General features: G+C 36.2%; 18 protein-coding genes. 1 reads left to right on the top strand and 17 read right to left on the bottom strand.

Features of this window, described 5'->3' with window-relative positions; translation table 11 throughout:
* Positions 1-203: 203 nt before the first annotated feature.
* The 7 genes from CQ022_RS06990 to CQ022_RS22915 all read right to left on the bottom strand — a co-directional run bounded on the left by CQ022_RS06990 (position 204) and on the right by CQ022_RS22915 (position 8,316).
* Positions 204-1,061 (bottom strand): hypothetical protein, encoded by an 858-nt coding sequence (locus tag CQ022_RS06990; protein ID WP_105680729.1) that lies wholly within the window; start codon positions 1,059-1,061, stop codon positions 204-206.
* A 413-nt stretch (positions 1,062-1,474) separates the two neighbouring features.
* Positions 1,475-1,882, bottom strand: coding sequence for a 5-fold beta-flower protein (locus tag CQ022_RS07000; RefSeq protein WP_105680731.1), 408 nt, complete (start codon positions 1,880-1,882; stop codon positions 1,475-1,477).
* A 183-nt stretch (positions 1,883-2,065) separates the two neighbouring features.
* Positions 2,066-3,124, bottom strand: coding sequence for a leucine-rich repeat domain-containing protein (locus tag CQ022_RS07005; protein ID WP_105680732.1), 1,059 nt, complete (start codon positions 3,122-3,124; stop codon positions 2,066-2,068).
* A 3-nt stretch (positions 3,125-3,127) separates the two neighbouring features.
* On the bottom strand, positions 3,128-6,862 hold the full coding sequence (locus tag CQ022_RS07010; RefSeq protein ID WP_105680733.1) for a hypothetical protein: 3,735 nt from the start codon (positions 6,860-6,862) through the stop codon (positions 3,128-3,130).
* A gap of 303 nt (positions 6,863-7,165) precedes the next feature.
* The gene (locus CQ022_RS07015) at positions 7,166-7,540 is read right to left on the bottom strand and encodes a hypothetical protein (protein WP_123864398.1); all 375 of its coding nucleotides are present in this window, start codon (positions 7,538-7,540) and stop codon (positions 7,166-7,168) included.
* A gap of 65 nt (positions 7,541-7,605) precedes the next feature.
* Complete coding sequence (locus tag CQ022_RS22910) at positions 7,606-7,773, bottom strand: hypothetical protein (protein ID WP_156118455.1); 168 nt, start codon at positions 7,771-7,773, stop codon at positions 7,606-7,608.
* A gap of 384 nt (positions 7,774-8,157) precedes the next feature.
* Entirely contained in the window at positions 8,158-8,316 is a 159-nt protein-coding gene (locus CQ022_RS22915) for a hypothetical protein (protein ID WP_156106583.1), read from the bottom strand.
* 764 nt (positions 8,317-9,080) lie between these two features.
* Here CQ022_RS22915 and CQ022_RS07025 point away from each other — a divergent pair.
* Positions 9,081-9,743, top strand: a complete 663-nt coding sequence (locus tag CQ022_RS07025; protein ID WP_105680736.1) for a S24 family peptidase — start codon at positions 9,081-9,083, stop codon at positions 9,741-9,743.
* Between the two features lie 78 nt (positions 9,744-9,821).
* On the opposite strand, the gene CQ022_RS07030 is transcribed toward CQ022_RS07025, so the two are convergent.
* The 10 genes from CQ022_RS07030 to CQ022_RS22920 all read right to left on the bottom strand — a co-directional run bounded on the left by CQ022_RS07030 (position 9,822) and on the right by CQ022_RS22920 (position 26,968).
* Positions 9,822-10,733 carry a hypothetical protein gene (locus CQ022_RS07030; RefSeq protein WP_105680737.1) on the bottom strand — a complete coding sequence of 304 codons (912 nt, stop codon included), beginning with the start codon at positions 10,731-10,733 and terminating at the stop codon, positions 9,822-9,824.
* A gap of 115 nt (positions 10,734-10,848) precedes the next feature.
* Complete coding sequence (locus tag CQ022_RS07035) at positions 10,849-14,376, bottom strand: PKD domain-containing protein (protein WP_105680738.1); 3,528 nt, start codon at positions 14,374-14,376, stop codon at positions 10,849-10,851.
* 85 nt (positions 14,377-14,461) lie between these two features.
* Complete coding sequence (locus CQ022_RS07040; protein WP_105680739.1) at positions 14,462-17,464, bottom strand: PKD domain-containing protein; 3,003 nt, start codon at positions 17,462-17,464, stop codon at positions 14,462-14,464.
* Positions 17,454-20,312 (bottom strand): hypothetical protein, encoded by a 2,859-nt coding sequence (locus CQ022_RS07045; protein WP_105680740.1) that lies wholly within the window; start codon positions 20,310-20,312, stop codon positions 17,454-17,456. The genes CQ022_RS07040 and CQ022_RS07045 overlap by 11 nt, the downstream gene beginning before the upstream one ends.
* 24 nt (positions 20,313-20,336) lie before the next feature.
* Positions 20,337-23,387, bottom strand: coding sequence for a baseplate J/gp47 family protein (locus tag CQ022_RS07050; protein ID WP_105680741.1), 3,051 nt, complete (start codon positions 23,385-23,387; stop codon positions 20,337-20,339).
* A gap of 89 nt (positions 23,388-23,476) precedes the next feature.
* On the bottom strand, positions 23,477-23,887 hold the full coding sequence (locus tag CQ022_RS07055; protein ID WP_047378134.1) for a GPW/gp25 family protein: 411 nt from the start codon (positions 23,885-23,887) through the stop codon (positions 23,477-23,479).
* A 157-nt stretch (positions 23,888-24,044) separates the two neighbouring features.
* Positions 24,045-24,335, bottom strand: a complete 291-nt coding sequence (locus CQ022_RS07060) for a PAAR domain-containing protein (protein WP_034699500.1) — start codon at positions 24,333-24,335, stop codon at positions 24,045-24,047.
* 5 nt (positions 24,336-24,340) lie between these two features.
* Positions 24,341-26,086 (bottom strand): type VI secretion system tip protein VgrG, encoded by a 1,746-nt coding sequence (vgrG, locus tag CQ022_RS07065; RefSeq protein WP_105680742.1) that lies wholly within the window; start codon positions 26,084-26,086, stop codon positions 24,341-24,343.
* A gap of 1 nt (position 26,087) precedes the next feature.
* Positions 26,088-26,807 carry a CIS tube protein gene (locus tag CQ022_RS07070; RefSeq protein WP_105680743.1) on the bottom strand — a complete coding sequence of 240 codons (720 nt, stop codon included), beginning with the start codon at positions 26,805-26,807 and terminating at the stop codon, positions 26,088-26,090.
* Positions 26,807-26,968 (bottom strand): DUF5908 family protein, encoded by a 162-nt coding sequence (locus CQ022_RS22920; RefSeq protein ID WP_165791592.1) that lies wholly within the window; start codon positions 26,966-26,968, stop codon positions 26,807-26,809. The genes CQ022_RS07070 and CQ022_RS22920 overlap by 1 nt, the downstream gene beginning before the upstream one ends.
* Positions 26,969-26,983 lie beyond the last annotated feature (15 nt).

Below are 26,983 nucleotides of genomic sequence, written 5' to 3' on the forward strand. Positions count from 1 at the left end.
AAATTCGGAACTCTTGCTTTTTTCATGTTTGTAAAACTTTTGGGGCTTCTTGTAACCTTAGTTTTTAGAATCGGATAATAGGAACATCATTTTAAAATTCACCCCTTTATTCTTAGACCCATTCTAGCAAATTTGATTATGCCAATATGATTATTTCAGGAGATAAATATTCTGTAATATGAATTGCTCAGATTCCAATCTGACTATTTTTCATTAATAGAATAATTACATTCGATCCTTACATTTCTGATTTCACTTATATCACCACCATACCAGGCATCCTGGTTGAGTCCGGCATATAAGTAGTTTGTAGCTAAAAGACTATTTGTATCCTCGTCAAAAATGGTGCATTGTATAGATCGATTCACTTCCGTAAGGTCTGCCTTATAATTAAAGCTTAAATGATCAGCTATATCATAATGATCAGTAACAGAGTCTTCAGCTCTGAATCTCGAACCCCAGTTACTTCCACTTACTCTGTATTGTATAGGTACTTCAGTTTTATTAACAAACTTAATATTTGTATTTATAACATTTACCTTTCTTCCATAATCCTGTTTATAAATTTGTATGGGTAACCTTTTGCCCTCCAGCAACCCTAAATCAAAACCTTCAGGAATAGTGTTCAGCTCATTTCCAAACATTCTAAAAATGGTATAGCTTGGGCTTAATTCATATCTCAAAAGATAATATTCAGTTTCTTTTAATGTTTCTCCTAATATTTCCTTTACTTTAAAGGTATAAGGTGCACTGCCTAATAAGAATTGCTTTTCCACAGCGTTTTCAGTTTGTCTTACGGTTACCACCTGATCTTCTTCATCCTGTGAGCTAACAACAACCCGGAATTTTAAATCTCCAATAATGTTTGTAGAATAGTAAATAAATGCATTCTCAATAAGTGCCAAACTATTGGCAAGGATCGCCTTTTCTTTATTGGTCAGGGTATCTTCTCTGTGTCTTAAAGAATCTATCAGTTCCGAAAATTGGCCCTGCGTTGGATGTTTACCCGTTTCAAAATAGGTTTTTAATTCTTGCCTTGGAGTTAATTCATCTTTTTTCATAATATTTCACTATTCTTTACTATTTATATTATTTGTATGATTTTTTTAGAGATACCAGTTAGTATCATTGATTTCAAGTCCAAAATTCATCTTTTTTTGATTCCTGTGAAAGTTTTTGGACCTTCCGATTCTGTAGTTGCAGTAAGCTTTACTTTCAAAAGCAGAGCGAGGTATTATTTGATTTCAAAGTTCAAAAATCAGCTTTTTTTTATTCTCAGGAAAGTTTTTGCCCCTCTCTATTCTGTAGTTGCAATACCTTCTTTTTTCCGAATAATTAACATGACCTATTTGCATTTTTGTGTGGTAAAATCCAGTCTGTATTGATAACAAAAAAGGCTCAGATTATAAAAATCCAAGCCTTGCTTTTTTAATGTTTATCCTTAAAAGACGTAGTTCCTTTTATGAACAGATTATCAATCCAATTTAAAGAAGAAATATACTACCGCCGCCCATTCTTTTTTGATTCCCCTGGCATACCCGATAGTACTGTGGCTGCTGTTTTCAACCGTTCCATCATCTTTGATATACCCCATAGTGGAATGACTGCTGTTTTCTACAGTCCCGTCTTTTTTCACATAGCCTACCGTAGAACGGCTTTTGTTTTCAATAGTTCCGTCACTTTTAATATAGCCAATAGTACTTCGGCTTTTATTTTCGATAGTCCCATCATTTTTAATATATCCCACCGTGGAATGACTGCTGTTTTCTATAGTTCCGTCACTTTTGATATATCCTGTGGTACTATGGCTTCCGGATTCTATAGTTTGGGCGCTTACAGAAAGACCGAAGAGCAGGGAACAAAGGAATAGTATTTTTTTCATATTCAATATTTTAATTTGATGTATTCAAAAGTATTGATTATTCTTTTATGTTGGATAATTAAAATAAAACTGTAACTTACTTTTCGGAGGGAGGAGTTTTTTTAAAAAGCGAAACTTTACAGTAAAGTTTCGCTTTAAAAGCTTTTTAATTATTTATCTTTTGAATCCTATTTTAAATAAATGTTATTCAAAAACCTCTCTGGGAGCACGATACAATGAAGTAGGCCAACGATAGTCGTCATCATAATTAATCTTAACGTTTTTCGGTGCAGCCGCTTGAATTTCTTCAATGTCAATCATGTCGCGCATGTATATATAACATTCTGAAACTAAATTGTGAAAAAATGCAGTATCAAAATAAGTAATTGGCTCATTGGCTTCCAGTAATAAAAGTTCAAGGTTTGTCAGATTTTCTAAATTCTCAACTTTGGCTATTTTATTACTATTAAGACTCAACCATTTTAAATTGGTTAAATTATCCAATCCCTCTATTTTTGAAATTTCGTTCAAATATAAATCCAAAACTTCCAATTTGGTTAAGTTTTCCAAGCCTTCGATACGCTTTATCCGCCATGTAGAAATAAAAAGTTCTTTAAGATTTTTCGAAGTTTCTAATCCTTCAATTTTTTCTACTAAAGTACCATCCAGATTAAGACTTTCCAAATTAGGGAATTTCTCCAAATGTGTAATTTTTTTCAAATTAGTACCTTTTAAATTCAGTATACGAATATTTTCATTTGCACAGATGTTCTCAATACTATTAATACAACTGTTAGATACATCTAAATGATATAGTGATTTTAAATCTTCCAAGCCTTTAATCTCATCAAGATGGTCATTTCCACCAATAAACAACATCTCTAAACTATTAAGAGTGCCGAGTGATGATGTATCCGTAAGATTTGTTCCTCTTAAATCAAGCTTTTTTAGCTTTTTCAAATAACTTAAATGCTCAAGTGGGGAGCCATATAAATTATTTTGCCTTAAGCTTAAAACTTCCAATCGAGTAAATGATTTGAGTGTTATTAAAGTTCTGATATTGCAATCTAAAACCGCCAGATTAACCAAACTGTGTGCGATAGGCAATAAAATATCAATATCTCTTAAATCAATCTCATCTAAATAAAGTGTTGTAATATTTCCATCATTATCTACATCGTAATAATTTTCCCAGATATGTTTATTAGAACGGATAATTTGAGTATCAAACTCTTTTTCTAATTTCTTTATAAAATCTGTCATATATTATCTTCTTTTTTTTCTATTTATATATTGGTTATCTTGTTCTTTTTCCTCCTGCTCTAATAGTAAATCTGAAAATCTTGCCTCATTATCTTTTCCTTCAGGTTCACTTTTCATATCTCCTTGTAATTCACCCTTTAAAATAAACATTGCAAATGAAAAACAATCCACATCTCCTACTTTATATTTCTTTTTTTTCCATATCTTCTCATAGTCATCTATTTTTGAACTATTAATTTTTGCAACCAAATCTTCTTTTACATTTATGATAATATATTGCTTTTCTAAATACGTTTTAGGATCTAAACCTCTTCTTTCAGCACCATCACCATTTCTTTTAGGAGTTTGTACATTAACTACTGTTACTTTACTCTTATTTATAGTTATTACAATATTACGATTACCTGTTGCAACAAGATCCAGCATTAATCCCGTTGGTAGAATAGCTCTAAAATGTTGTATTTTATCTCCTTTATATAATAGTTCTTCTCTAATTATAGCAGCCTGATATGATTGTAACTCAATTTCCTCACCATCTGCCATTTTTAATACTGTTCCCTTTTCATCTGGATTAACCTTACCGAATATATAAACCCATTTTCCAGTTCGATCTATCTTTTCTGTAACAATCCTTAATTCTTTTAGTTCATAAGTTTGCTTTATAATTTCTAAACGCCTTTCCCTTTCTTCTGGGGTTAAGCTTTTATCTTTTAACAATTGTGTACCTTCTTTTACCCCTTCATGTAGATCCCTTTTCTTTTCTTCAGTACTACGAAGATCTTCTCCTTTTTTCTCCTTCTTATCTTTCTTGCCTCCAACACCAATCTTCCCAAGCAATCCTTTAGCTTTGCCTTTCACAAAGTTCCAGAATTTCACAATTGCATTCTCAATACGCTGACGTATTTTTCGGATAACACCCAATACTTTATCTGCTAATCCTCCAATTCCTAGTAATGAAGCTAAGAAACCAATCAGTACAGGAACAGCTCTGCCTAATGCATTTTCTATCGATTTGGCCACGGCACCTACATTTCCGCTGGCAATTGCTTTTATACTATCGGTAAAGGCTTTTACCAGTTCCATGATTTGTGCAGCCCGCTGGATGAAGAATTTCACCACATCTATAATGGCCATTGCTGCTTTTATAAATGCTCCTACCGGAGTAAGCAATCCCATCACCCATTTAATACCTGCCTGGATGACCTGTGTCTGGATAATGTCCATAATAGCATCCATTACCGTCGCTTTAAGGTCAGCAAACTGATCTTTCAGATATCCCCAAAGTCCGGCAGCACCTTCTTTACGTACGATCTTTACTATTTCAAGACCTTTTTCAGAAGCAGTCTCAAGGACTTTCATTACAGGTTCACCTATTACTTTGGATCCGATCGCTCTGATTCCGCTCCACGTTAAACCAAGCACCTGCGTGGTAATGGAGAAAATCCCTTTCAGAGAGAATACATCTTCCGGCATTGTTAAAGAGATTCCTTTCATTGCCCCCGTCAGCCATCCGAAGAAACCGGTTTTAAGGTGATTCCAGATGTTGGTTCCGAAGTTAGTAAATCCTTGCGAAACTCCGGCAATAAGATTTTTAAAGAATCCTATCGGATCCATGATGATAGCCTGAATGGCACTGATAACACCGGACAATAAATTGGTAAGGGTATTTTTAATTTCAATAATAATGGCAAACACACTGGTTCTAAGAACATCAAGAGCCTGATTCACCCAGCCGCTATTTTGTGTTTTTAGGTCTGAAATTCTGGCATCAATGCTTGTTATATTGTCTGCGTATTTTTTAGCCAACACATCAATTAATGCATCCTTTTTACTGTTTACGCTGTCTTCCAATGCATTAAATTTGCTTTGGATCTCTGCAATAGCATCTTTTCCAATTTTTCTTAAACTTGGTGATAAACTGTTGACATAAGTCTGTACCTCTTTTTTGCCTTTAGCAATTCTGGTTTTGGCTGCATTAAGCTGCGTGGTAACATGGGTGGCGATTTGGTCAATAAATTTATCCATGACTTTAATGTACAAGTCCTTACCACTGTCAAAAAATTTGTTGACCTCTTTAGGTAGCCCTGTGGCTTTGTCCCATAACCATTTCCCTGCTGCCACTAAAGCTCCGTATTTTGCATAGGCATCTCCATAACGTTTCTTTTTATAAGCCTTCATTTCTTTATCGACATGGGCTTCAAATGCTTTTTTAGCTTCTTTGCTGCCATTATCAAATTTTTCGGCCACTGATTTGTCCAGATTATTTAAAATACCATCCACATCGGTTTTGGACGTAAGGTAAATACCATTAATATGATCGGCAATTTCTTTTCGTTTTTGGCTGTCTTTGCCTGAGGTTTGCTTTTGTTCACCATGTACATTACCTAGTCCTCCTTTTCTCGCACCATGCATGCCACTAATATGATGTGCCGCCTGGGTTTGGGCTTCGTTACGGGTTTTAGACAGCTCTTTATTTTCGTTGGTTCTGAACTGTTGAGTGGCCGCAACGCTTTGGGTTTTGGCTTTGTTCTTTTGTGCCAAAGCATCTGTAAACTTAGGCTCATTAGATTTTGCCAACATCGTATCGGTGACTCCATTGGCTTTCATTTCACTGTCGATACTTGCTGTTTGCTCCTTAATAGGCTGTTCTACGCTTGCTGTATTTCTTTTCACCGGCATTGCTTTCGCTGCATTTGGCGTACCCGGAGCATTACCTACATTTTGTGTTGGCATTTTTGCAACGGCACGAACAGGCTGTGCGGCTGTATTAGGTTGCGCAGCTGTTGCAGAAGCAATATCATTAGAGGCTACATTCTTCTCTTTTTTAACATCGCCTACTGCCTTTTGATTGACTTCCTGTATATTGTTATGTTTCTCAAACTCATCTGCCTGCTCTTCATTTTTCGGAAGCTTGATGTTATGTATTTTTTCACTTAGCAAAGCTTTAAAATCTTCTTTCTTGAACAGACCAGGTTTTTGTTCATCCATGGTGTTCACTTGGCTTGCTTGCGCCATACTCTGACGTTCATTGGCAGGTGATGGTGCTGCAGCTTGTGCATCATTTGTTGCTTTGCTTGATGGTTCGTGTTGTTTCTGTAGCTTAGCTGTAGCACTGATCCGTCCGCTCAACTCCATGAATCCGGGATTGTCTGTGGCGTTTGCAGAGGTTTTTGTTTCCGCATCAGCCACCACCGTTTTATCTGCAGGGACTGACTGAGGTTTTTCTACAGCAGCAACTTCCGGTTTCTTGGAAACGGCTTTTCCTGCCGTCTTTGTATCCGATTTTGCTTCCTGAATACTCTTGCTTTCCTGATACACTACAGCTTGTTCTTGTACTGTTTTGGGCAGATAGGCACCGGATTTGAGTTTATGATAATCTTGTATTTGATTCTCATTCAGGGTAGCCATATAGCCTTTTTCCATTTTCCTGGTGTCGGGATGATTGATATCTCCGGTTTTCGCCAGACTCTCCTGGAGTTTTCCATAATTTTTTTCTGATCCCTGGCCATAAATGTTTCGTGAATCATGAACACCCGCAATGGTACCATTGAGGTTGAGCAGGCTATCATTAGGACTTCCTGATCCCGCAGTAATGCCCCGATTTCCGGATTTTTGTGTTTGTATACTGACCACATCTACCCCAGACAGAGGTACAACTACCGGATCTTTCGGCTTTTGCTTTTTGCTCTGGTTTTTATGGGCCTTATTGTCTTTTTCTACAGGTTTTGCTGCTTTCATTGACTTAGTTTTTTAATTTCATATTGTTTTAAAAGACCTATAGGCACAACTAAGATATTGTGCCTTATAGGGTGCCTGCCGGGTTGGAAAAATCATACCGGGTGAGGTAGATTCTTTAAGAATGTGAGTAAATAGAAATGGTATTTGACTTTGAGAAACAGGCAACACTGAACCATTTCCTTGTTTGTTCTCTTGCTTTTAAATTTTCAGGTTTTTTAAGTTTGTAATTCACTCTTTTTCGGAGAAAATCTCCTTTGGAGTGAGTGATTCTGTCATTACGGTAAAGACTGTTTCAGAATCTTTTTATGATTTCATATCATCTTTTTTTTCTTCTTCCTCATCAGATGGTCTGTCTGTATTGACACCACATCTGTTTTCAATAAGAAGATTCACTGCTTTATCAATCCAGTTAGGCAGATTATTAGTGATCATTTTCAGGAATTTATCATAACCATATCCCAATACAAACAATACTCCTGTTGAATACCATTTGTCATGCAATTCGGCTCTGTTCATTAAATAACTCATTGTAAATCCTACAATTACTACGATTACCAATGTGATAAAATGCTCCCATGGCTGTTTTTTCTCTTTATTTTGTATGGAGACCAGTACCCTCAGTAATCCTCCTGAAAATGCTATTGCAGTTCCGATTAAAAGGGCTTTTATACTATCCAAATTCATTCTTTTTTCTCTATTATTTATTAAAAATTTTAATTTTCAAACTACTTTCAGATGTTTAATTATTCCTGAGACAGGATGTACATATCATCTAAAAACTTTCTGATTTTCCTGATATTTTCGCTCTCGTCCGCATAAGCTAACTCGTCTATAATATCACTGATATCTCTCCCTGGTTTCTTCAGTTTTTCCTTATCTTTTTTCTTTTTTTTCTTTTCTTTTTTTTTCATGGCTACTAGAATTTTATTAAATGAATAATTGCTTTTTTAGTTTTTTTTAATTGATTTCCCTTCCAATACACTAAGGCCAAACGGTTTCTTTTTACCATTCATGTTTCATTTAAAACAACAGAACTACCAAGCAAAAACCGTTTTTCACCTTAATATTTTACCTATAATTTAAATTTGAGAAAGATATCAGAGCCGCCTTTTAATCTGATGTATGAGGCTGCTGAGGATTTAGCAATAGCTTTGAATCCTTTTTATCTTTTTAGAATGAATAATTTCAAGAAATGAATTATGAATACACACTATCTACAAACATTATCTTACTGATATTCACGTTACAACATTATATTAAATGGTAATGATGGAGCTTTCTTGCGTGACCATGTACTATGGCTGAAGAATGATGTTATAGATTGTTCTTTCAGACAAAAACAACATTTCCATCAGCTCGTTGACAATCACTTTCATCTGTTTATCCTGATTACGCTTTACATAATCAATGACAAAATCTTTTCTTTTTTCGACTAATTCTTTACTACGTTTCATATTCTATGGTTAAAAGTTTTTTTTGGTTAAATCGTTTTTTCCGAATCAGACAGGCTTCCTCTTCTTACCTGTTGACCGTTTGATAAAGTCATAAGAATCCCTAAAGACGAATATTCCGCCTTCTAAAAGATGTCTAATTCAATTATTTTTGTTTTTTAGAAGCCGGTACCAGGTATTTCCCAATAAAAATCTTACCCTGACTTCTTTATTTTATATTTCATTTGCCCTTTCAGGATGTATTAGCAACTTTACTGACAACTATAATTAATCGATATTTTATATGTTGGACAGTAGTGTTATTCTACATTTTGGGTTTGTTTTTTATTTTCTGGAAAAACAAAGAGCAAAATGATTGCTTTATTCAGATAGCCATCCAAAATAAACGCATTTTTATCATCAATGAAACAATACAAAAACGAACAAAACTCAAACAAAGCAATATTAAAAACGCACTTTTTACATTTAATAGATAATTTAAAATTTTCCTCATTCCTACTTGCTCCGGACAAAACAAAAAAATAAAATATCTGTATTTTAAATGCATTATCTATAAAATAAATTTTCAACTCACTTATTTATATGCAATTACAAACAAAAAGCAACATTTTAAAATATTAAAAAAATATTAAATTTTAAATATAATTTTGTACATTTGTACTGTTCCATCTTAACGACGAAACAAATATACGAACATTGTTCGTTTTTCAAAACAAAAACGAACATTTTGTTCATTTTTTTTTACAAATAACTATAAACATATCAAAATGAACTATTTAGAATTCAAAGAAATTAGAAAGAAACTAAACATGAAGCAGGCTGATATAGCAAAATCTATAGGAGTAGGCACCAGAGCCGTGCAATATTGGGAAAAAGGCGAACGAAAAATACCGGAAACAACTGCTTACTTTGTCACCAATTTACTATTAAAACAACAGGAACTCAATGATGACAGTGCGTCTCCAGTGGTTTTTTCAGATTTAAAGATCATGCACGTTCCATTGGCGAATCAATACGCACAAGCCGGTTATCTGAGTAATTTTGCTGATGAAGAATATATAGAAAGTTTACCCACTATTCCTTTTACGGACGATATAGAGCACAGAGGCGAATACATGTGTTTTGAAGTGAAAGGAGACAGTATGGATAACGGATCATACGAAAGCTATCTGGAAGGTGATATTATCTTATGCAGAAACATCCGACAGGATTACTGGATGAGTAAGCTGCATTATGATAAGTGGGATTTTGTCATCGTTCACAAAGAGAAAGGAATTTTAGTAAAGCGAATCGTCAACCATGATGTTGAGAAAGGTATTATCACCCTTCATTCTCTGAATGAATATTATGAGGATTTCGAGATCCATCTGAAGGATGTTGCAAAACTTTTCAATATCATCAGTACAAGACGTAAAAACAACAGAAGATAAAACTGCCTGAGTGAATAAAATCCTCAATTTCTTGAGGATTTTATTGGGGCATTTTGGATCATCATCGGGTGAGGTATTCTAATAACACTTCACGTCTTCAATAGCATCTATTTCAGCTGTTTCTTGCTTTACCAGATAAATTAGGCTTGGGTTAAATTCCGAATTAGATCTTAGGAATCTTATCCATCTAATTCCACTTTTTTTGAAATTATCGGGTGCATTTTGCTCAATCTCTCTTATATTATCCGGTGTTGCAGGCTTACCATTAGTCAGACAAATCAAGGTCCCTACATCTGGTCGAAAAGGCTTCAAAGTCACTTTCACCAACCAGGCAGGGGGTGTTCCAAAACAAAGAGCATCTTTATCCCTATCATCTACCCCAGACAAACAGTAAGCTTCTACTCCCCATATTCCAGAGTCGAATTCAACGAAATCCGACCAATCTGAAACTCCATTTTTCCCGCAATATTTTCTTATTCTTATGTATAATCGAGTTTTATCAGGAATATTTCCATTTCTCATGTCAATATTTTCAAATTGGGTATAATTTACATCACTAAAGCCCACTTTTGAATAAATAATATCTTCATCTTTAAAGCCAGGATCTTTCGCTATCTGGTATTCCAATGCTGTAAGATTACTGGTATTAAAAACCTCGTAGTTCATTACTATCTGCCCATCTTCCAGTACTTTGATTTCAAGGACCTTCGGAATTTCACAGGAAGATGAGGTACATCTCCCCACCTCCAAAGAAAACCCCTGCGTAGTAACAACCCCACCTACAGCGAGTTTTACTTCCAAATCGTAGGTGCCTGAAGTTTGAATATCATTCTGAATATCATTAAGCTTTATGGTGTTATTCATTGCAAGCAATTGCTTTATATCATGTGTGGGACCTGGCGGATTTAGATAAGTCACAGTCGCCTCCGTTATTGGTGAAGAAGATTCATATTCTATTTTGAATGAAGCATCACATTTTGCTGCTGCCATTATATTATGTTTTTATTGTTATTATTTATTTTTCCTAGTAATAAGGGGTGTTATCATGATTCTAAAGACAAAAAACACCCCTTTATATTAGATATAGCATCAAGAAATATGTTTCTTACTCCACTATTATCTCTGCTACATCAATTTCAAATGCATCACTATTGGCATCCTTAACCAGAAGCTGGAATTTATATTTCCCAACCCCTAACTCTCTGATTGTCAAAGTTGCTTCATTAACATTCTCAAGTATTACATCAGGACCTACTAATTTGCTCCAGAAATAAAGAAGCTCATTCGCTCCGCTTCCCCAGCCTTTTAATCCCAATTTCCTAATAGGTAAATTAGCTAGACGAATGTTTTGATTTCCCCCGGCACCAGCTAGAATAGTGCGTAACTCAGCAGGGCAACAATTTTTATCAGGAAAGCTAATGCTATTGATCACAACCGTTGGACGGTATTCATTTTTATAGGAAAGAATGTTTGAGGTCACGGTATTATTTTCTCCATCTACTACCACTGCTTTATATAGATTTGTACCAACTCCGTTTATAGAGTCTGGAAATGTAGTCCCCGTAAGATTGGCAATAAACACATTCCATGTAGCTCCGTTATTAGTACTTTTATGAATCTGAACGCTGGCAATATCACCATCAGTATCGCTTGCCAAAACATCAACGGCATAACTACAAGCAGACTGTGTGCATACCCTATCCTCAATTCCGAAGGTATCATTCCATCTGATCGATACCGCTGGTGGATGATTCTCTTTTTTGTAAGACAGAATATTTGAAGTTGTTATATTGTTTTTTCTGTCTGTAACAACTGCTTTATACAATTGTGTACCCGCTCTGTTTATAGCATCTGTAAATGTTGTCCCAGTAAGATTGCCAATAAACAAACTCCATGTAACTCCATTATCAGTACTTTTAAAAATCTGAATAGTGGCAATATCTTCATCCTGATCAGTCGTATAAACGTCAATTGTAAAATTACAAACCGACTGTCTGCATAACCTGTCCTCAACTCCTGAATTATCCTTCCATCTGAGCAATGCAGTAGGTGGATGATTATTCTGATCTTTTTCAATTCCAATATCATCAAATCCCGGAAGATCCACAGTATTACCTGCTTCTCTACATGAACCCACCAATCCGAATCTAATATCGTATTTACCTAAAGGCAATTTGATTGATCTTCGCGGACTATATGATCCGGATTCATAATGCCAGCCATTTCCAGGGTCATTTGAATCATAAATATTCAAGCCTGTTATTCCAGTGAGGTCTTTAGGTAAATCCCAATCAAATGTGAATGTCTGGGTACCATCACCATTATCAACAACTGAATATTTAATATCTGAAATCACCGGACACTCTTTGGTCAGTGGTAAATTTACAGCTACAGTCTGAGTACAGCCATTACCAATCACCTTGACTCTTACAGTTGGAATCCTTGATGGATCCAGATTGTAATACTTATAACTTACAAATCCATTTTCATCAGGATTGAAAGGAGCCCAAACGTCAGTCCCAAGGAAATCCCAGCTGTACGTATAGTCTACAAAGTTTGCTCCGGAAACTTTAAAGTTTACTATTGTTGCTGTTGAATCTCCTCCAGGATAAATAACAGGTTCAACGACTTCTACTTTTATATCCGGTTCCGAAATCACTTTAATGCTGCAATCAGTTGGTTTCCCATTGACAGTAAAGGTAATTTCCTGACCATAGAACTGTTCTTCCACAGCCTTCGGATCAAAGACATATTGTCCATTGATAAATTTCACGCCATTACCAATATTTGCTTTCACAACTCCATTCATAGGGGATACTGTAAAAGGTATAGGATTAGATTCAGCACAGATAACAGAAGTTGGCAAACTTAATTTGATGATTGCTTTTGGAGTACAACAGATGTATGGAAGGGAAAAATCTGCAATAACTTTTGGATTTTTTATGGAATCATAAACCAGGATAAAAGTACCTCCACGTTTTACTCCCCGCTTATGCTCCAATCCCGAATTTTTTTCTATATATTCATTGAAATATGCTTTTGACAGATCTTTATTTCCTTTTAATTCTTCTAAAGACAAGAGCATAATATCAAATCCCAGCTGCTGCTTATCCTTGATTTCTTTTATCTGTTCAAAAGCAATCTGATAATCCATTCCCTGATGACCTTCTATATTATAAAACGAATAGTTATCTATATTGAGGTTTAAAGGGCTTTCTTTTTCAAATTTTCCTATTAACACCCAATCCGTATCAAATGTCAGATTGCTGTTAGAAGACCTGTTGCTTGTTTTATCAAAATTCCACGCTTTTAAGAAATCTTCTGTAACCGTGTAATAAAAAGGAATTGCTTTATTACTCAGAGGATTTAATTTTTGTGACGGAGTAATTTTAACCCTTTCCTTATTTTTAACAATATTATCAGGATTAAAATATCCCGCTTGCTGATTAAAACGACTAATCAGGGTTTTAACTTTTTGGGTTGCTTTATCATCATCCAGAGCAGGCGAGTTATAAAACTGATGTCTTGAGAAATCCAATTGGAGATCTGATAGTAATTTTCCAAGCATGATGTGCTTAGGAAAAGAAACAAAATCCGGAAGACATTTGGTGAATGCTTTAGGAAGCAATTCTATAATTTCAGAGTAGGTATCCATTAAATCCTTTACGACATCGTAAGCATACTGAAAACCTGACTCCTGATTAAAAATTCTGGTAAAGGATGCTTTAAATGTAGCATGGTTGGCTGTTGAAATCCCTACTATTTTACCGATTGCTTCCATTCTTTCAAAAACAACCTTCCCAAAATCAGTTTTATCCAGAGCTTTGATATATATATTCTTTAAATCAGAGGCACTCAACTTTTTTTCTGAAACAAACTGTTCTAAAATAACCCTGTTTTGTTTCACAGGCTCCATGATATCTTCGATAAACAAAGGATGAGGCTGAAGACGATCTTTTCTTTTAAGCTGAACCTCACCTGTTATGGGGTCAGGCAGAGTAAAACCATCTTCTCCAAGAATATGATTGATCCCACTTGCTGTAGTAACTAATACTTTAAGGTTTCTGATTTGTTGTATTCCATGATTATCACAGTCAACTCCTCTACAAGGTTTAATTTCTTTTTCATAATCTTCCAAATACAGTAACAGGTATTTATCCTCTAAATTTGTAAGATTGTTAATAGGTTGAAAATCTGATATTGCTTCCTGAGCCGTTGCCAGTTCCCATAGTTCAATCTGCTCGTTTCCCTCGTAAAACGACGGGTATTTTATTTTAAAATTATCATATGCTTTAAAATGGGTGAAGTCTTTATTTTCAAGATCAACTGTCTTCAGATCACTCATGTACAGATCTTCACTCTTCTTACTCGTATTGTTCAGGGTTAATAAATCGCCATCGGTGGTAAGTGCTACTCCCTGAGAAAGCTGTATGCTGCTGAGCAGCCTGTTTTTATAAATAAGTGTTGGTTTGAGACCGCATACAATACCCACTCCCTGCAGCAATACTCTGGACAAACGGTCCTGATCTTCGAAAAAATCCAGGAACTCATTGAACTGATCAGGATCTTCTATATACTGCCCTTTACTGAATTTACGGTATTGGACTGCTATATTACTTAATTGATTCTTCATTATTGTTCATTTTTAATGATTTATTAAGGTCTTTTAATAAACTTCATAGACAATTTATACTGCCTATGAAGTTATTATCTGACTATTATTTTGTCACTCCTGTACAAGGGTTTATTCTTAGGAAATTACCATTTGGATAACCAAAATAAATAGGAACTGTAGCGTTTGCCAGGAATATTTCGGTATAGGCAACATCCTGGTGGCAACCAGTTGGTGGTCTGTTATTAACAGGTAAAGCACATTCAAGTGAAAACTCTACGAAACCATCTGATGATAATGATGCCATTTGTTTAGCTTCTGCCTGAGTGATAACAATTTCATTATATCTGCTCAATGCAGGAGTACCTGGTTTATGGTTACCTCTATCCTGGCTGCCTCCTGTATTACTTAAATGGATATTTCCAATAAAGCCAGGGTACGGATTGTTTCCGCCTATAACAATACCATTTCCTTTTAAGTTGAAGGTAGCATCATTACAAACGTGGCCCTTATCTACATCGTCTCTATACTGAATAACGACTCTCATACCACTTAAACATGCAATAGTGGATTGACCTTTTAATTTTAGCGGAGCTAATTTATAGACTGTACTACAGCCGTTAGCATTGGTTACTGTAAGTGTTGGATTGAAAGTTTTTTCTTGTCCTGCAACAAGCTTATACACATGGATCTTTTTGTTGGCAGGTGTCTCATTATGGATAATTGGAGTACCATCATCAAAATTCCAGGTAAATGTAAGACCTGTAAAGTCTCCAGAAGCATCAAATTCAACTGTAGCATCCGGGTTGTTTGCATTTTCGTCCATCGTAGGAGCATCATAACTCACCGTACCTGTAGTCACAGTTATATTTGGTTGTGCATACACTATCATCTGTGCTTCCACTGGATCATCATTAACGGTAAACGTAATGGTTTGTCCAAAATAAGCTGTATTAACCAGACCAGGATCGAAGAAGCTTTGACCTCCCGATTGTGTAACCGCAGGAATCTGAGCACCATTTACAAATGCTTTTACCTGCCCATCTGCCGGAACAATTGTCATCACAATTGGAGCATCTTTCTGACATAGCTTGTTTGCCGGTAATGACAGGAATGCAGGGTCCTTTTTAGAGCAACACAGATAAGGCAGTGAAAAGTCTGCGAGAACCTGGTTATCATCTTCTGAGTGGTAAATTAATGCGAAAGTTCCGCCTGGTTCTACTCCAGCCACATGCTCCAGGCCTGATTTCCTTTCTAAAAATTCGCTTAACAGTTCACTTACAACATCGTCTTTTTTAGGATCCTGTTTTACTACCGTAACCCCATCTGAAGATCCTTCTTTTGAGAATTCAGCCTGGTTCAGCAATCTCAGCTGTTCATCCAGTTTAGAAATGTTCAGTAAGGTATTCTGTGAATTGAGTGTTCTGTTGCTGACATCGCTTGAAATAGATATCAGCTGCTTTCTGAGTTCATCAATAGATACTGTTTTTTCCCGGATTGGCGGCTCGCTACCAGGCTTTCCTCCTTTTTCCAAAACCAATGCAATGACATCAAAAGCTAATCCGTATTGTGTTTTAAGATCATTGATGTTTTGCAATGCTGTTTTATAAGGCATTCCCAAGTGACCTTCAATTCTATAAAAATCATTATTGTCAATGTTATAATTCAGTGGATTCTGAATAAAATCTTCTCCTGCTAAATTAGCTGTATGATAGCTTAAATTGTAAGCTGCCCTATCGGTTTTTGTTTTTTCAAAGTTCCATTGGGCTAATAAGGATTTGTCTACATTATAGTAATACGGTATGGCCTTATTACCCAATCTTACATTCATATTTGAAGGTGTGATTTTAATACGTCCGATATAGGATTGAAATCCATTAACTTTCTGCACAAAACGATTGGCAAGCATTACAACTCTTTCATAATTCTCGTCATCATGGGTAGTAATGGGTGAATTATAAAAACTATGACGTAAAGGGATATATTTCCCTAATTCCTGCTTTGCTCCAACTGGCCCTAACATAAGGTGCTTAGGGAATGAAGCAATATCCGGACAGCATTCAGCATTCAGATGCAGGATCAGCCCTTTTATTTCATTATAGGTATCCATCAAATCCTTTAATAAATCATATCGGTATTGATAATCTTCTAAGCCTGGAGAAGTGCTTGTCAGCAAAGGGTTCAGTTTATCAAAAAGCGTCTGCCCACCCAGATTCATATTTACATTAAAAGCTCCTGCAATAGAGATAAAACCATCACTTAATTCTGCAACAGTACTGATAGCACTGTGAAATTTTGTTTTTAACTGCGGCGCTGTTTTTACAAGAGCATCCAGAATAACTCTTTTCGCCTCTATATTAGGTAAACTGTCAAAAAGCTTTTCATAGGTATTGTGCTGTTTATAGATAGCGTCTTTTGCGTCACCTTTCGTGATAAGCCCTGAAACAGATGCAGAATCTGCTAGAAGCACTTTAAGATTAGCAACCTGCTCTGCTCCGTTGTTATCACAATCTGCATCCTGACATGGGGTTTCATCATTAGAATAACTTTCCAGATACAGAATTACAATTTTATCACTTAATGAACTACGAATATCTACTACCTTTTTAAAATCTCCGGCATTAGCCCCTTCGCTCAATAACTGTTTATACTCTTGTGTTGTAAACAATTCTAAAAGAGGGACTTGCTGTCCTCCGATACGAAAATGCTCATATCCTACGACATCAACATAATTTCTATAGTATCTGTAATTTTTAGCCTGGAAGTCTATGACAGCTTCTGATTTTTTGTCTTCTACCTGACGTAGTGTTATTAAGTCTCCATCCGTAGTTACCCCGGCTCCTTGTGTAATGGCAATGGTATCAAAAGGAATCTCAAGATCTCTGTCTACGGGTCTGGCTGTTTTTTCTGCTAAAGTAGGTAAGATTTCAAGCTCTATGTATTCCGATTGAAAACCACACACTACTCCCACACCACTCAGACGGGTTCTTGATAGCCTGTCCTGATCTTCAAAATAGTCTATAAATTCGTTTAATTGCCCTTCTGTTAACGCCTGATTGTCGTTGAACTTTCTATATTGGGTTGTTACATTGTCTAATTTAGTGTTCATTATTTTTCATTTTTTTTGATAAGTTCGATTGTCCTAATATGATTTTTCCGTCCAGACTGTCGTTATCATTGGCATCGCAGTCTAAAAGCCTTCCTGGTCGATAAATATTGTTTAAATGGCTGAGAGCAGTCAATAAATCTGTAATGCTGTTTCCAAGATTCATAATATTATTTCTCGATTTATCTGAGAGGTATTTTTTAAATGCTACTTCAAATTCAGCCAAATCATTCTGAGCGGTTTGTTTTTCACTCAAACGATCTCCCACCCAGCAAATTTTTGCTAAAACATGAGCAGGAATTTCCTGCCTGATCACGGTTTCCGCATAACGTCTGAAATCCGGATCCTGGAAACGATAAGCAAAGCCGGGAAGAACAACACTCACCCTATAAGAATAAGGGTCAAAAACATCTGCTTCGCAACCTTCTTCACACGAAGACATAAAGGCTTCCGAATATTCTATCGGATCTGTTGTAGGGTTTTCTTCTTGCAGGTCATACATTATTTTGAAAGTACCTCCAATAGACATACAGCCAATACCTCCCATGAGCTTATAATCTTTAGTAGTTGGCTTTAATAATAAATGCTCAACAAGGAAAATACCCTCTTCTGTAAATTCATATTTGAAATACTTCACCGTTGCCTTAATTCCGTCTTTCAATTCTTTCAAATCTGAATAAGGATTGGTTTTTTTGTGAACAGCAATGACATTTTGTTCATCAGTATCATCCACAATTTCAAAATAGTAGTTCCCTCCCAATGAAACACGGATTTTTATATTTCCAATGAAACAGTACCCTTTTTCACATGCTTTTAATTTTTCTAATGTAACTTCAGGGTGTTTCTCATCTAATTTGTCTAATGCATTCTGAAGATCTTCCTCATCAATCTGAATGGTTTGATAGATTGCTTCATTCAGATTTTTTACAGCAATATGCTCTGTTGTATAGCTGTTTACAGAGGATAAGATAATATTGCTGCCAGCATCTTTTATTTTCCAGGTATACGTTTTTTTACCGGCATTGTCTGTTGTTTCAATAATGGATACCGGCGACTGAGATAAGTTTCTCTGGGTATAATCTTTAATCCCCAGCAAGCGGGCAATTCTTTTCTGAACACCGGAAATATTGCTGGTATTCCAAAGATCTGAGTCTCCAATTAAGGTATAATTATATCCCAACCCTCTGTCTTTACTTAGTGATGAATATTCTTTTAAGAAATTTTCTTTGTTGTTTAAGACAATTTCATCGGTGGATTTCCCATACAATGATTTCATTAAGAAGGTATAGTCGCTAAATGTTTCCGCAAAACGGGAGATCAAATGATCCAACACTTCGTTTCGGCGTTCCACACTGTTATCCAGCTCTTCATATAACGAATCTGTAAGTTGATCATCACTTTCGGCATCATAGTCAGAAACCAATTCATCAAAGCCTTTAATATTCTTAAGAGCCTGTGTAAAAAAGGTTCTTTTTAATTGACCATTAATGCTTAATACTTCTTTTACTTTTTCAAGGTGTTTGAAATAGCCGGCAAGGATTTGATCAAAAAATAGCAAATACCCTTTCATTTGTTTGGCCAGCGCTTCTCTTTCCGGGGATGAATTCCCAATAATTCCAGATTCTCCTACTCCATAGGTGTCCGGAAATTCATTCAGAATCGTAGCATAGTCTGCAATATCATATGAAGTTCCTTGAGGCAATACCAACTCTTTATTCTGTCTTGCATCATCTCTAAGTACTTCTTCTTCTCTTTTAAGATTTTCTAAGTAATCCTGAACTTTTTTGTTATTGATATTTAACGGAAGAGATCCTTTACTGTAACTGAATGAACTCAGTTCACACAGTTCCGGTTTTCTGCCTTTTTCAATGCAGATCAGCCAATCATTATTTTGTTTGATCACGCTATCACAACCTGCAATAGACACGTCATGAATTTCTTTAACACCATCCACTTTCATGATTTCACTGATGATATCAGAAAGACGAACTTCTCTTCTTAACTGGCTGTTTTTAAGTTCTTCCGTATCGATAAAGCCATTATCCAGAAGCGGACCTTCAAAAATCTGATCTGTAGTCAGACCTTTATCCAGCATTTGTTTCAGTGAATAAAAATGAACCTCCGGAGACAGATAATTATTGATTGTTCTGATGACTTTAGCATGCACCAGTTCTTCGTCTGCTTTACTGACAAGTCCGATACGGGCACATAGTGCAACTTTCTGGATTTCAACTTCTTTAATTTCTGCCAGATCTTCGCAAAGTCCTCTATTAGCATGGTAATTGTCTAATATTTGGATATTGACATTAGATTTTTCACATCCGATACCATCCACATCAATATCTTCGGCATAATCTACATAAAGGTCGTACAACCCTTTTACGTTAAAATGTTCTGTCTTTTCTCCGATCGGTTTAAAGTCTATATCTCCGGTTTTACAATCGACATATAATGTTTCACTTTTAGGAACTAACCAACAGTTACGGATTGGTCTTTTAAGGCTTCCTGTTGTGTTGATATCTATAAACAACTTTCTGTAGTCCAGTTCGTTTAAAGGTCTTGAAGGTAAAATTTCTGCCGCCTTTAAAAACTGGGTATGAATGTCTTTATTTACATCATCAGATGCTAAGATATCTTCCATATTCAGGTTCATCCTCATCCCCAGATCCGTTATGGCATAGCTTAAAACTTCCAGCGTGGTGATCCCAGGATCATGAGAGTTATAATCGGTCCAGAGTTTTCCTCCTAGCTTCTCGATGTATTCAATCCCTGTTTTGCGTAGAAAATGAAAATCTGTCTGATCCCCGGTTTCTATATTTTTTGGTATACTAATATGTTTATTTTCTGACATGATTATGTTTCTTCTTGTTTATTATTAAATACATACCTGTTCTGTAATAGTGACATTGTGCTGCTTGGCAGATACCAGAATTGATTTTGGATCTACTTCAATTAAAGATTTCCTTTGCGGGATATTGTTTACCAGTATTTTGATATCATCAATATAGTCTACATAAGGCAGCTGCTCCAGATAATTAACTAACTGATTCACATTCAGTTCTACATTAAAATCAATATTTTCAGAGTCTGTAAAAGCCCATGGCGATATATATTTTTTAATATCTTCGTCCAGTTGTTTGGTATAAAATGTTTCATCATACTGCTCAAAGAACTTGACCTTTGTTTCTACTTTTGCTTCTTTATAATTAGGATTGATTACCTGAGCTTTCACGTGCATTGTATTTAATTCATTTACATAATTTTGAATTTTATTCAAAGAGGCTCTGCTTACTCTCGGCTGATAGACATCAAAAGCATTTTTATTTTTAATATTCGGAACTACCATCAGGGTAACGTGTCCAGGGTCCATATAGGATTTTTCGGAAGTATGATTTAAACATTTTACCTTAAAAACTTCCGGGAATTCCTGTAATACCAAATGTTCGTAATCCCATTGTGTGATGGCTCTGTGCTTATGTCTTAATCGTTCACTTACACGTCTGTAAAACTCGGTATCTGTTTCTTTGTATTTCCCATCAAACGAGTTATAAGGCTGGCTGACAGATTTTACCTGAGGAATTCTGGAGATCAGTTTAGCAATGGTTTTTGCTTCCAGTCCGTTATTGAGATGAGACAGCTCATTATCCTGATTCTGGAATGTTGCTAAAACCGCCTGAGTATAGATTCCCTGGATTTTGCATACGGCATCATAGCTTCTTTGTGATTTGGCTCTGATCCAGACTAATCCGTCGGTAAATCTTGTGTGGCTTTTGTCGACATCTTTAGGCACTTTAAACTTGACAATCCCTGATTCCAGGAACTTTCTGGTCTCGTTCTGCAGCATATAATCCGACAAACTCATCCATGAATTGTTTGAAAGAATATGCCATTCTATAAATTCTTTTTCCAGGAAAGGATCTGCTAAAGGATTTTCACTTCCTTCCAGCATTTGAATTAATAGGGACACTGTAGTCTGAGGCATTGCTTCCAGACCAATGTACAATTCACCTCCATTTTGATGTACAGGCACAATGCTTTTGGTTTCTACTTCTTTTTCGTATTGACCGAATACGTCTTCGTGATAGAGCTGTACTTCTTTATTTTTTGAAATTTCCCCGGCAGATTCTTTTTCCAGGTACGAATACACGTTTTCTTTCGCACTGTAATTCAACTCTATATCTTCAGCAAAAGGAATATACGGCTCGTTGGGAATAAGTTTTTTAAAGGTCGGATTACTTGATAATGCCAATGTATACAGTTTAGGATACACATCCTGTAATGACGACTGATTAAGTGTTACCCTGATGGTCTCACTTGTTCCGGCCTTATTACTTGCATTATTTACAGAAAACTGAATGTTATAAGCGTCTTTTCCTTTCGTGAATACATCAATATCATTAGCCTTTTCATACCAGATTTCCTTATCCAGCAAGGCAATATCCGCTTTGAAGTAACCATCAGAACCTACGATTGAAGAATTTTTTAAGCCCTCAAAATCGGTTAAGCTTATATTTTGATTAGGCTGAATAACATATCCGCTGTATAAATCTTTTATAGAATCCGGAGCATTCTTCCAGTTGATCGTAATGTCTGCATTCTGCCATTTTTTGGAGAACATTTCAGGACATTTGATATAGAAATTAGACCCTTTAACAGGTTGTGCGGTGAAAGGATAATAAGGCTTTTCTGAATTTAATGCCCCATTGTCATTTTCTATCTGAATTGATTTTACTCCTTTTACATCAACTTCTATTTCGATGTTCTTTATTGATTTTTCTGAAAGAGCTTCATATAGATCATAGTATTTTTCTCCTTCAATCATCAATCTTACCACAGGAAAGCTGGTTTGAAATGTTTCTGCCAGTACTTCTTTATTGTATTTTACAACGGCCGGGAACTCTTTTTGTAATGTAATAGAAAGTTCTAATCTTTCTTCTTCGTTTTTAATACATGTTAAGTCAGCACCTGATAACCATTCTTTCTCCCCGCTGCAAAGCACTTTGATATTATTTTTAATATCTGTTTTTGAAAGACTTTGTAATTTTTGGGTTGAGTTTTTATTAAAATCAATCTTAAGGGTGATGGTACGGTCTCCTTCTTTTAAATCAAAAAGTGAGGAGGCAATTGAAAAGCCAAGTTTAGCTTTTGGAAGTTCTTTATAAATAGATTTATTTGAATTGGTTTCATCGGAATTATATCCAAACGGCCACCAATAATTACCGTCTTCCGGCAATTTATCACCCAAACCGTCTGCAGAGTTGGCTACCGGAGCCATTTTCAGTTCTCTTTTTTCAACATCGTTTAAAAAGCTTTTGATCTCCACTACTTTGGCCTGATTGGCAACAAATTCATCACCTGTTTTGTAGATTCGTTTTTTGCCATTAGCGTCTTTATTCCCATCCAGCAATGTACCAGCTGGAATTCTTTCCTGAATCGCTTTTTTGGCGAGTTCAAAAATCACATAGACTTTGTCTGATTTGGCATCATTTTTCTCAATTTGAAGAATTTCGTTATAATAGAAGTCCAGGTGCCTTTTCGTCAGATTATTGAAGGCTTTTTTTGAGAAATCTAATAATTTTAAAAAGCAAACAAATAATGTCAGGTGAGGTGTCAGGCTGCTATCCTGTTCAAACTGGGACATAAGATCTGTAACCTGTTTTTTCATACTTTTATACTCAACGCTTTCTCTACGAGGGATCGCATTGGCATCATCACCCAGGAAGAAGTTTCCCCACTTTCCTTTTGGTTTTGTATTATCATCTTTGTCAAAATAGTTTACACGTTGAGCAAAATTGTTTGCGAATAATAGCCAGTCAAACAAATCGAAATCGTGTAACTCAAGATTCCCAGGATCTAGTTCTGCTAAAAAGCGCTGCATTTGTGATTTTCCTTCACGATAATGTGAAAATGTATCTGTTTTTTTCATTTGTTTATATTTATCTTTCTATGGTCAGATGCAATACTTATTGTAGTGTTTGGTAGTATTCAAAATGGCTACAGACATCCCGTAATTCATTATATTTCGGTAGCTTCTCCTTTGTAAAAAGGGAAAACCATATTGCTTCTTGTATTAGTATTTCTTACTTCGTAGTCAACTTGTATTAAAACTTCACCCTGAAGTTCTTCCTGAGTATCAATTTCAATACTTAGAATATTGATTCTGGGCTCATGATATAAAATAGCACGCTCCACGATTCCTTTCATTTGGGTAATCAGCGTTAAGTCCAGAGGTTTAAAGAGCATTTCCTGCAAGTCACACCCATAGTTTGGGAACATGACCCGTTCACCAGGGCGTGTTGACAATAAAATCTTAAGGCTGTTATTGATGTCTTCTACATCTGTGGTCATGGCCAGTTTTCCTTCAGTCTCGTTAAACTCAGGCGGAAAACTCCAGCCTGTTCCTAAAAAATCTGTATTTATTTTCATACGTTATTTGTTATATTGAATGTTCACATCTTGCATCTGTAGCATAGAGTTTTTTGGTTATTCTAACCGTTTTATTTATTGATGTTTTACATTTTTATGTTGAGTCAGATTCTATGTATACGGGAGCTTATGATGGTCTTAAAAGCTGCCTTCCCTATTATCCGCCTATTAAAACAGTAGCATCACCTGCGGTTATCACCCCTCCATGAGCGGTAGAATCTCCCATTCTTGCGGCAGGTTTTCCGCCTATCAAAACACTTGAAGATCCTGACGCAATGGTGTCCGGTGGCCCTGTACATACTGCTTTATCTCCTTGTCTTGCTGCAGGCATTCCGCCGATAAGTACCGTGGGTTCTCCTGCCGGAATGATAGGACCTCCTACATGGGGAACTGTTCCCGTTACCATAGGGCAGGTATGCATATCTGTAATTCTTGCTGCCGGTTTCATGATTATTAATTAATTTTAACTTGAGATCCTTTTACTACGGTTACTGCTCCTGATTTAAGCTCTGAACCTGAACTTCCTTCTGCTTTGAACTGAGCGCTTGCTTTTACATTGATGTTCGTTCCTTCCATATTGATATCACCCTTTGCTTTGATCTTGATGTCTTTCCCGCTTTCCATACTAATACCATCTTTGTTAAGGGTAAGAATATTAGAATGTTCATCTTCGATTTTAATAATATCAGCATCTTCATCTACGATCACTTTTTTGCCTTTTGGTGTTTCAAGTGTATATGAGATTTTATCATCATTAAAGATCATTTTCATTTCGCTTCGGGTCACAAAACCTTTTTCATGGTTATCATCAGAAGCTACAATGGGTGCCGGTTTTGCACTGCTGTTCAGCATTCCAAGTACCACGGCATCATTGGGATCGTCATTAATGAATCCGATAATGACCTCATCTCCGATTTCCGGTCTGAAGAATGATCCTCTGTTTTCTCCGGCATCAAGGGTGGCTATTCTTGCCCAAATCCCTTCTTCTTCGTTGTTGATGATAGGGATCTGCACTAAAATTCTATCTTCTCCGTCCGGATCTGATTCCAATTGAGATACTACTCCTACATGTAATCCGCTTATGGCAGGAATAATTCCTGAACCTGGCATTTCACTTACATCATATGTTTCTGAGAACCATGTTGGAGAAAGTCCGAACTGAGCGTCCACCAGCCAGTTTCCTTCCGCAATTTCATGGCGAACACCGGTTACGTATATTTTCCCGTTGAATCGGTTTCCAACGCCTTGAAGGGTCAATGAAACTCCAGGTTTTACAGAGGGAATTCCCTGGAATTTTACTCTTCCTCTTGTTTTGGCCAGTTGCTGGAAAGTTGCTTTCGCATCACCCCATTCCTGCAATTCTCCCTGAGTGAGATTTCCACCGTGTTTAAGCTGCAGGTCTTCAATTCCGAAAACATCTGCCAAATCACCTGATGAAAGATTCCCGTTGAGGGTAATGGCAGGATCCTGAGCTTCTACTTCAGTGAGTTCCTGATCGGTATAACTCCATGTTTTGGCTGTAATTTTGTTGAATTGGTCTCTGGCATCAATTTCACCATCAAATTCATGTACAGATGATCCGTAAACTACTGTTTCTACCGCTTCACCACTAAAATCAGGTTTAGCAATTTTGATGGTTCCGTCTTCAACGGAGCAAAGTTTACCGTTCGCCTGTGCTCTGGTGAGCATAAAATCCCAATCAGAAGCCTGGTATTGAACCAATTCTTTATGTGAATTTGAAGTCGTTTCAACATCGGCAGTAAGTCCGTTGTTACCCACCAATTCTTCAATAACATCACTGTCTGTACTTTCGTAGAAATATTTGCTTTTTCTTCCTAAGGTCATTTTTACAGCCTTATCTCTGCATTCTACAATCAGATAAGAAGAACCGTTTCTGATTTTGATATTGTGCTTTACTACAATTCCTTTAAAAATGGTTTCTTCTTCAGAATGGTATCCAGCGGTGATTTCAATTTCTTTTCCGGGAATTAACAGATCTTCATTACTGAGCTTGAAATCCTGCTCCGGTACACTTCCGTCTAAAATAACAATACGGGCATAAGGAATTCTGTTGAATTCTTTTTCCACGATAATGTTTTTCACTCCGTACTTCCCCGGCAGTTCTGAACCTCCAGACATGACCTTATAGGTAACTAAATCTGGATTTTTTGCTGTTTGTATGTATCCGCTATTATTCATATTATGAAACTTTTTCTAACGGCGGAAAGAATAATTCCTGCCCTGGTTTTAGCTGTCTGAAATTGACAAGATTATTTACTTTAGCTACCTCCAGATAGTATTTGGAATCTCCGTAAATTCTTTCGGTCATTAATGGCAGTGTATCGCCGGCTTGTACTGTTCTTTTGTGGGTAAGATCCGGTGATTCCAGCTTTTCAATTTTACCGGCAAGCTTCGGACTTGTTGATTCACTGAACGTTGCCTTTCCTATAGCTCTTAAAGGCTGGCCTTCGTTGTCAAATAACTTATATTCTAATGTTAATTCAGAAAGCACTCCTTTAAATTCAAAGCTTCCCCAATTAAGGATAACATTATAGGGTTTATGAATAGAGCCTTCGAGCTCACCTGTCGCCTTATAAAAATCTTTAATCTGTTTTGTTACCGCTGTTTTCGCAAATGATTTTCCTTTAATTTTATTGATCAGTTTAATACCGGAATTCGCTTCTGTAACTCCTGTCCCATCAAATAGAAATTCTAATTGTAAATCAGGTGATGCTGATGAGGTATATCCTAAATTAGGTTTAGAATTACCATCTGCCTGGTCTGTATTATATTTCGTTTTATAGGTCATTGAAAAACCTGTGGGATTGATAAAAGCTTTAAAAGCACCGCTCTGAATTCTTTTGTCATAATCAGAATTTTCGTATGTTCCGATTGTCAGTTTTTGAATTGCTCCTCTCATTATCTTTCTTTTTTACGGTGTTCTATCTTTGCTGCCTGTTCTACACTTTCGCTGATCGCACGCATGAGCTGTGCTTCATCTACTGATGTGGCAGTGGTTGTTGCTGCTACTTTTTCGTCCACATTTATTTTAATGTGAAGCTCTTTTATTTCTATTGGCATTTCGTTTGTTTTTTA

The sequence above is a fragment of the Chryseobacterium culicis genome (genome assembly GCF_002979755.1).
In the GTDB taxonomy this organism is placed as follows: domain Bacteria; phylum Bacteroidota; class Bacteroidia; order Flavobacteriales; family Weeksellaceae; genus Chryseobacterium; species Chryseobacterium culicis_A.